General features: G+C 70.9%; 6 protein-coding genes. 4 read left to right on the top strand and 2 right to left on the bottom strand.

Features of this window, described 5'->3' with window-relative positions; all coding sequences use genetic code 11:
- Positions 1–237: 237 nt before the first annotated feature.
- Positions 238–456, bottom strand: coding sequence for a hypothetical protein (locus ACFW1A_RS18040; RefSeq protein WP_380410071.1), 219 nt, complete (start codon positions 454–456; stop codon positions 238–240).
- Between the two features lie 160 nt (positions 457–616).
- Between ACFW1A_RS18040 and ACFW1A_RS18035 the strand changes: the two genes are divergently transcribed.
- Positions 617–1,591, top strand: a complete 975-nt coding sequence (locus ACFW1A_RS18035; RefSeq protein WP_380410070.1) for a carbohydrate kinase family protein — start codon at positions 617–619, stop codon at positions 1,589–1,591.
- On the opposite strand, the gene ACFW1A_RS18030 is transcribed toward ACFW1A_RS18035, so the two are convergent.
- Complete coding sequence (locus tag ACFW1A_RS18030) at positions 1,584–2,999, bottom strand: cysteine desulfurase/sulfurtransferase TusA family protein (protein WP_380410069.1); 1,416 nt, start codon at positions 2,997–2,999, stop codon at positions 1,584–1,586. The two genes, ACFW1A_RS18035 and ACFW1A_RS18030, sit on opposite strands and share 8 nt — an antisense overlap.
- Before the next feature lie 430 nt (positions 3,000–3,429).
- On the opposite strand from ACFW1A_RS18030, the gene ACFW1A_RS18025 reads away from it, so the two are divergent.
- From ACFW1A_RS18025 to ACFW1A_RS18015, 3 genes are read left to right on the top strand one after another with little or no spacing between them, the layout of a single operon-like run.
- The gene (locus ACFW1A_RS18025; RefSeq protein WP_380410068.1) at positions 3,430–4,284 is read left to right on the top strand and encodes a cytochrome c oxidase subunit II; all 855 of its coding nucleotides are present in this window, start codon (positions 3,430–3,432) and stop codon (positions 4,282–4,284) included.
- On the top strand, positions 4,281–6,065 hold the full coding sequence (gene ctaD, locus ACFW1A_RS18020; protein WP_380410067.1) for a cytochrome c oxidase subunit I: 1,785 nt from the start codon (positions 4,281–4,283) through the stop codon (positions 6,063–6,065). The genes ACFW1A_RS18025 and ctaD overlap by 4 nt, the downstream gene beginning before the upstream one ends.
- Positions 6,065–6,481, top strand: coding sequence for a cytochrome c oxidase subunit 4 (locus ACFW1A_RS18015; RefSeq protein WP_380410066.1), 417 nt, complete (start codon positions 6,065–6,067; stop codon positions 6,479–6,481). Before ctaD ends, ACFW1A_RS18015 begins: the two co-directional genes overlap by 1 nt.
- The last annotated feature ends 88 nt before the right edge of the window (positions 6,482–6,569 follow it).

Here is a 6,569-nt window from a genome sequence, read left to right as displayed (position 1 = left end):
GCGGCGGAGGTCTTGGTGGAGCCGCTGCCGCCGCAGGCGCTGACCGCCGTGGCCACCGACAGCAGCAGGGCGGCGGCCGCCAGGGTGCGGCGGGTGCGGCGGGGGGCCGGGTGGGCGGGGGTCAACTCGTCCATGGTGCGACGTCCTCCAGTGGTGGGCGGATCCGGGCGGCAGCGGTGGCTGCGCGGATCTGACGTGGCTCGGAGGAATCCGGTTCCCGTCCCACCCGGCAGCGGGTCAGAGGCCGAACTCGGCCATCCCCTCGACCAGCGCCCTGGTCCGGTCGGGGACGGTGATCGAGCCGCTCGGGGCACCGCCGGGCTGCGGGGTGCCGGCCACCAGGGGCCAGAAGTGGCCCAGCCGGCGGGAGGAGTCGAGCAGTGCGTCGAGGGTGTCCGGGTCGGTCTCGGCCAGCAGCGCGCCGGGGACCTGCACGGGGGACTCGGGGGGAAGCATCCATGGCTCCGATCGCCGACCGCGGCCTCGTCGCCGCGGAATGGGGCTGTGATCGTGACCCTAGGCGCCCGCTCCGGACCCGGCCAGACCTACCCGCAGGTAGTCGCCCGGACGGTACCGTAGGGGGGTTGTCCCCACCCCCGTAGCAAGGAGTCCACCCGTGCGGATCGCCGTCGCCGGCTCGATCGCCACCGACCACCTGATGACCTTCCCCGGCCGGTTCGCCGACCAGTTGGTCCCGGAGCAGCTGCACACCGTGTCGCTCTCCTTCCTGGTCGACACCCTGGACATCCGGCGCGGCGGGGTGGCCCCGAACATCAGCTTCGGGATGGGCCTGCTGGGCCTGCGCCCGGTGCTGGTCGGCGCGGCCGGCGCGGACTTCGCCGAGTACCGGTCCTGGCTGCAGCGGCACAACGTGGACACCGACTCGGTGCACATCTCGGAGACCCGGCACACCGCCCGGTTCATGTGCACCACCGACGAGGACCACAACCAGATCGCCTCCTTCTACACCGGCGCGATGGCCGAGGCCCGCAACATCGAGATCAAGCCGATCGCGGACCGGATCGGCGGCCTGGACCTGGTGCTGATCGGGGCCGACGACCCGCAGGCGATGGTCCGGCACACCCAGGAGTGCCGCAGCCGCGGCTACGCCTTCGCCGCCGACCCCTCGCAGCAGCTGGCCCGGCTGGACGGGGACGACATCCGCGAGCTGGTGGACGGCGCCGCCTACCTCTTCACCAACGAGTACGAGGCCGCGCTGATCGAGACCAAGAGCGGCTGGACCGCGGCCGAGGTGCTGGACCGGGTCGGCACCCGGATCACCACGCTGGGCAGCAAGGGCGTGCGGATCCAGCGCAAGGGCGAGCCGGACATCACGGTGCCCTGCGCCCCCGAGCTGAAGAAGGTCGACCCGACCGGCGTGGGCGACGGCTTCCGGGCCGGCTTCCTGGCGGGCCTGTCCTGGGACCTCGGCCTGGAGCGGGCCGCGCAGATCGGCTGCATGCTGGCCACCCTGGTGATCGAGACCGTCGGCACCCAGGAGTACGAGCTGCGCGCGGGCCACTTCCTGGAGCGCTTCGGCGCCGCCTACGGCGAGGCCGCCGCCGCCGAGGTCGCGGCGAAGCTCAGCTGACCCGGCGCACCAGGTAGGCGCAGCCCCGGTCGGCGCCGAAGTCGGCGGCCGGGGCCTCGCCCTCGTAGGACTGCCCGCGCATCCCGCACCAGGCCGGGATGTCCAGCCGGGCCGCCTCGTCGTCGGCCAGCACCACCACCAGGCCGCCCGGGGCGACCTCGCCGAACCGCTTGGCCAGCTCGATCACCGGCAGCGGGCAGCGCTTGCCCAGCGCGTCCAGCACCAGCTCGGCCGCCGGGGCCGCCGGGGCCGGCAGGTCCAGCCCGAGCGGGGCCCGCACCCGGGCCACCAGCTCGGGCAGCACCGCGAGGAAGCGGTCCACCTGCTCCCCGGTGGTGCCGGCGGGCAGCGAGACGCGCACGTTGCCCTCGGTCAGCACGCCCATCGCCGCCAGCACGTGACTGGGGGTCAGCGTGCTGGAGGTGCACGAGGAACCGGAGGAGACGGCGAAGCCGGCCCGGTCGAGCTCGGTCAGCAGCACCTCGCCGTCCACGTACAGGCAGGAGAAGGTGACCAGGTGCGGCAGTCGGCGCACCGGGTCGCCGACCACCTCCACCTCCGGCACCAGCCGGGGCACCGCCGCCCGGATCCGCTCCACCAGCGCGTGCAGCCGGGCGTTCTCGGCCGCCGCCTCGGCCCGCACCGCGCGCAACGAGGCGGCCGCGGCGACCACGGCGGGCACGTTGACGTAGCCCGGCACCCGGCCGGACTCCCGCTCGTCGGCCGGCAGCGCGGAGGAGAACCGGACCCCCTTGCGCACCGCCAGCACCCCGACCCCGGCCGGCCCGCCCCACTTGTGCGCGCTCGCGGTCAGCAGCGACCAGCCCGCCGGCACCGGCAGCCGGCCCGCGCTCTGCGCCGCGTCCACCAGCAGCGGGCAGTCCGGACCCGCGCCGGCCCGCAGCAGTTCGGCGGTCTCGGCCACCGGTTGCAGGGTGCCGACCTCGTGGTTGGCCGACTGGAGCACCGCGAGCGCGGTGTCCGGGCGCACGGCAGCGGCGAACTCCTCGGGCGAGACGCGGCCGGTCCGGTCCACCGGCACCGCGGTCAGCTCGCCGCCGTCCGCCTCGTGCAGCTCGGCGGTGTGCAGCACGCTGGAGTGCTCCACCGCGGAGTGCACCAGGTGACGACCCGTCCGGCGCCGCCCGCGCAGCGCGCCGAGCACGCCCAGCTGCACCGCCTGGGTGCCGCTGGTGGTGAAGGACACCTCGTCCGGCCGGGCGCCGAGCAGCTCGGCCACGGTCTCGCGGGCGGCGTCCAGCAGCATCCGGGCCTGCCGCCCGGAGCGGTGGAGCCGGGCCGGGTCGGCCCACCCCTCGTCCAGCGCGGCGGTCAGCGCCTGCCGGGCCACCGGGTGGAGCGGGGCGGTGGAGGCGGCGTCGAAGTAGACGTTCGGTGAGGACGGCACACCCGACACCGTATCGGGCGCCCGGGCGCCCACCCCGCTGCGCCCGGTGGGGTCTTCGCGCGGTGCGCACCCCGTCGACCGGCGGCCCGCCCCGATCGCTCACATCCCGTCAGTCGATCACCGGACGGAGGTGCATTTTGTCCGGTTCGTCCGGTCCCGACGGGCCGTCACCCGGTTGCCGCAAGGCCATCCCCCGATCGGGTGTACGGGATCGGAAAGCCCGTGATGACCAGGGAATCCGCGCTGCCGGGGGCTGATCGGGTAGGCGGGCGGCGCGTTACCGGGACCTGCCCGTCAGGGGCGCATAAGGCTGGAGTAGGGTTTGGCCCGCATAAGCATTCAAACCGTGCCCGTGGGCGGGTCGCTCGGGGAGGCGAAGGACCTCCGCGCGGGCGGCTTGGTCGCGGGCGAGACTTCGGGAAGGCGCTACGTGAGTCCCAACGGCTCCGACCGCTCGCCGCGGCGCACGATGCGGCGGAAGCTGCCTCAGGCGCTGGCACTGGGCCTCGTCATCGCGACCGCTACCGGCTGCTCGGCCAACGACCTGCCCAGGCTTGGCCTCCCCAGCCCCGTCACCACGGATGGCCACCTGGTCCTCCAGATGTGGCAGGGGTCATGGATCGCGGCGCTGGCAGTCGGCGTTCTGATGTGGGGTCTGATCATCTGGAGCGTGATCTTCCACCGGCGCAGCCGCACCGGCATCGAGATCCCTCCGCAGACCCGGTACAACGTGCCCATCGAGGCGCTCTACACCGCGGTCCCCATCGTCATCGTCTCGGTGCTCTTCTACTTCGTCGCCCGCGACGAGGCGAAGCTGACGTCGGTCTCCGCCAAGCCGCAGCACTACGTCAACGTGGTGGGCTTCCAGTGGAGCTGGGCGTTCAACTACGAGAACACCGAGGTGCCGGACCCCAGCAACCAGCAGGCCGCGTACGACGTGGGCACGCCCGCGAACATGCCGACCCTGTGGCTGCCGGTCAACGAGTCGGTCCAGTTCCGGCTGACCTCGCGTGACGTGATCCACGACTTCTGGCCCGTCAACTTCATGATGAAGATGGACGTCGTGCCGGGCGTGGTGAACAGGTTCGAGGTCACTCCCACCGTCATCGGCGAGTTCGACGGCAAGTGCGCGGAGCTCTGCGGTGTCGACCACTCCCGGATGCTCTTCAAGGTGAAGGTCGTCTCGCACGACGACTACGTGAAGCACCTGCAGGACCTGCGGGCCAACGGCCAGGCCGGCGCGGTGCCTTCGGGCGTCATCAGCATGGGAAGTGAAGCGAAGTGACCATCCTCAACGAACCCGCCGCCGCCGGCGGGGCGCATGGGGGCACCGTCGCGGCCGGCGGGGCGAAGCGCACCCGCACGCCGGGTGCCACCATCATCAAGTGGCTGACCACCACCGACCACAAGACGATCGGCACGATGTACCTCGGTACCTCGTTCGCGTTCTTCCTGATCGGTGGCATCCTCGCGCTGGTGATGCGCGCCGAGCTGGCTCGTCCGGGGACCCAGATCCTCTCGAACGAGCAGTTCAACCAGGCCTTCACCATGCACGGCACGATCATGCTGCTGATGTTCGCGACCCCGCTCTTCGCGGGCTTCGCGAACTGGATCATGCCGCTCCAGATCGGCGCGCCCGACGTCGCCTTCCCGCGCCTGAACATGTTCGCCTACTGGCTCTACCTGTTCGGCTCGCTGATCGCGGTCGGCGGCTTCCTCACCCCGCAGGGTGCGGCCGACTTCGGCTGGTTCGCCTACTCGCCGCTGTCGGACGCGGTCCGCTCGCCGGGCGTCGGCGCCGACATGTGGATCATGGGTCTGGCCTTCTCCGGCTTCGGCACCATCCTCGGTGCGGTCAACTTCATCACCACGATCATCTGCATGCGCGCGCCCGGCATGACGATGTTCCGGATGTCGATCTTCGTCTGGAACGTCCTGCTGACCGCGGTGCTGGTCCTGCTCGCCTTCCCGGTGCTCGCCGCCGCGCTGTTCGCCCTGGAGGCGGACCGCAAGTTCGGGGCCCACGTCTTCGATCCGAACAACGGTGGAGCCCTGCTCTGGCAACACCTGTTCTGGTTCTTCGGCCACCCCGAGGTGTACATCATCGCGCTGCCGTTCTTCGGCATCGTCTCCGAGATCATCCCGGTCTTCAGCCGCAAGCCGATGTTCGGCTACTCCGGCCTGATCGCCGCGACCATCGGCATCGCCGGCCTCTCGGTCACGGTGTGGGCGCACCACATGTACGTCACCGGCCAGGTGCTACTGCCGTTCTTCTCCTTCATGACCTTCCTGATCGCGGTCCCGACCGGTGTGAAGTTCTTCAACTGGGTCGGCACCATGTGGAAGGGCTCGCTGAGCTTCGAGACCCCGATGCTCTGGACGGTCGGCTTCCTGGTCACCTTCCTCTTCGGCGGTCTGACCGGTGTGCTGCTGGCCTCCCCGCCGATCGACTTCCACGTCTCGGACTCGTACTTCGTCGTCGCCCACTTCCACTACGTGGTCTTCGGCACCGTCGTCTTCGCGATGTTCGCCGGCTTCCACTTCTGGTGGCCGAAGATGACCGGCAAGATGCTGGACGAGCGCCTCGGCAAGATCACCTTCTGGACGCTGTTCTTCGGCTTCCACACCACCTTCCTGGTGCAGCACTGGCTCGGCGCCGAGGGCATGCCCCGCCGCTACGCCGACTACCTGGCCTCGGACGGCTTCACCACGCTGAACACCGTCTCGACCATCGGGTCGTTCCTGCTGGGCCTGTCGATCCTGCCGTTCCTCTACAACGTCTGGAAGACCGCCAAGTACGGCGAGCCGGTCAACACCGACGACCCGTGGGGCTACGGCCGCTCGCTGGAGTGGGCGACCTCCTGCCCGCCGCCGCGGCACAACTTCCTCACGCTGCCCCGGATCCGGTCGGAATCCCCGGCGTTCGACCTGCACCACCCCGACATCGCCGCGCTGGACTACCTGGAGCTGCACGGCCACCCGGCCAAGCACCTCGCGGGCGTCATCCCGGCCGAGTACGACAAGCCCGGCCAGTCCGGTGAGACGAAGAAGGAGGGCGACGCCTGATGAAGGAGCAGGGCAAGATCTTCGCGGGATTCGCCGCCTTCATCCTGATCATGGCCGTGGTCTACGGCGTGTGGACCACGCACAGCGACCACGGCACCGAGGCGGCCGGCACCACCGCGCTCTTCCTGGCCTTCGGCCTGTGCGCGTTCATCGCCTTCTACCTCGGCTTCACCTCCCGCCGGGTGGACACCGGCGCCGGCGACAACCCCGAGGCCGAGGTCTCGGACGACGCCGGTGAGATGGGCTTCTTCGCCCCGCACAGCTGGCAGCCGCTCTCCCTGGCGATCGGTGGCGCGCTGGCCTTCTGCGGCGTCATCTTCGGCTGGTGGCTGATGTTCTGGGCCGTCCCGGTGATCCTGATCGGCCTGTTCGGCTGGGTCTTCGAGTTCTACCGCGGCGAGAACCAGAACCAGTAGGTCCCGGCACTCGCACGCACCGGCGGGCGGGATCCCTCTTCGGAGGGGTCCCGCCCGTCGGCGTTGCGGCTCCGCTGGGTCATTCACC

Source organism: Kitasatospora sp. NPDC058965 (assembly GCF_042741245.1).
Classification (GTDB): Bacteria; Actinomycetota; Actinomycetes; order Streptomycetales; family Streptomycetaceae; genus Kitasatospora.
The sequence above is the reverse complement of the archived record's forward strand: the minus strand, read 5'-3'. Positions and strand labels throughout refer to the sequence as shown.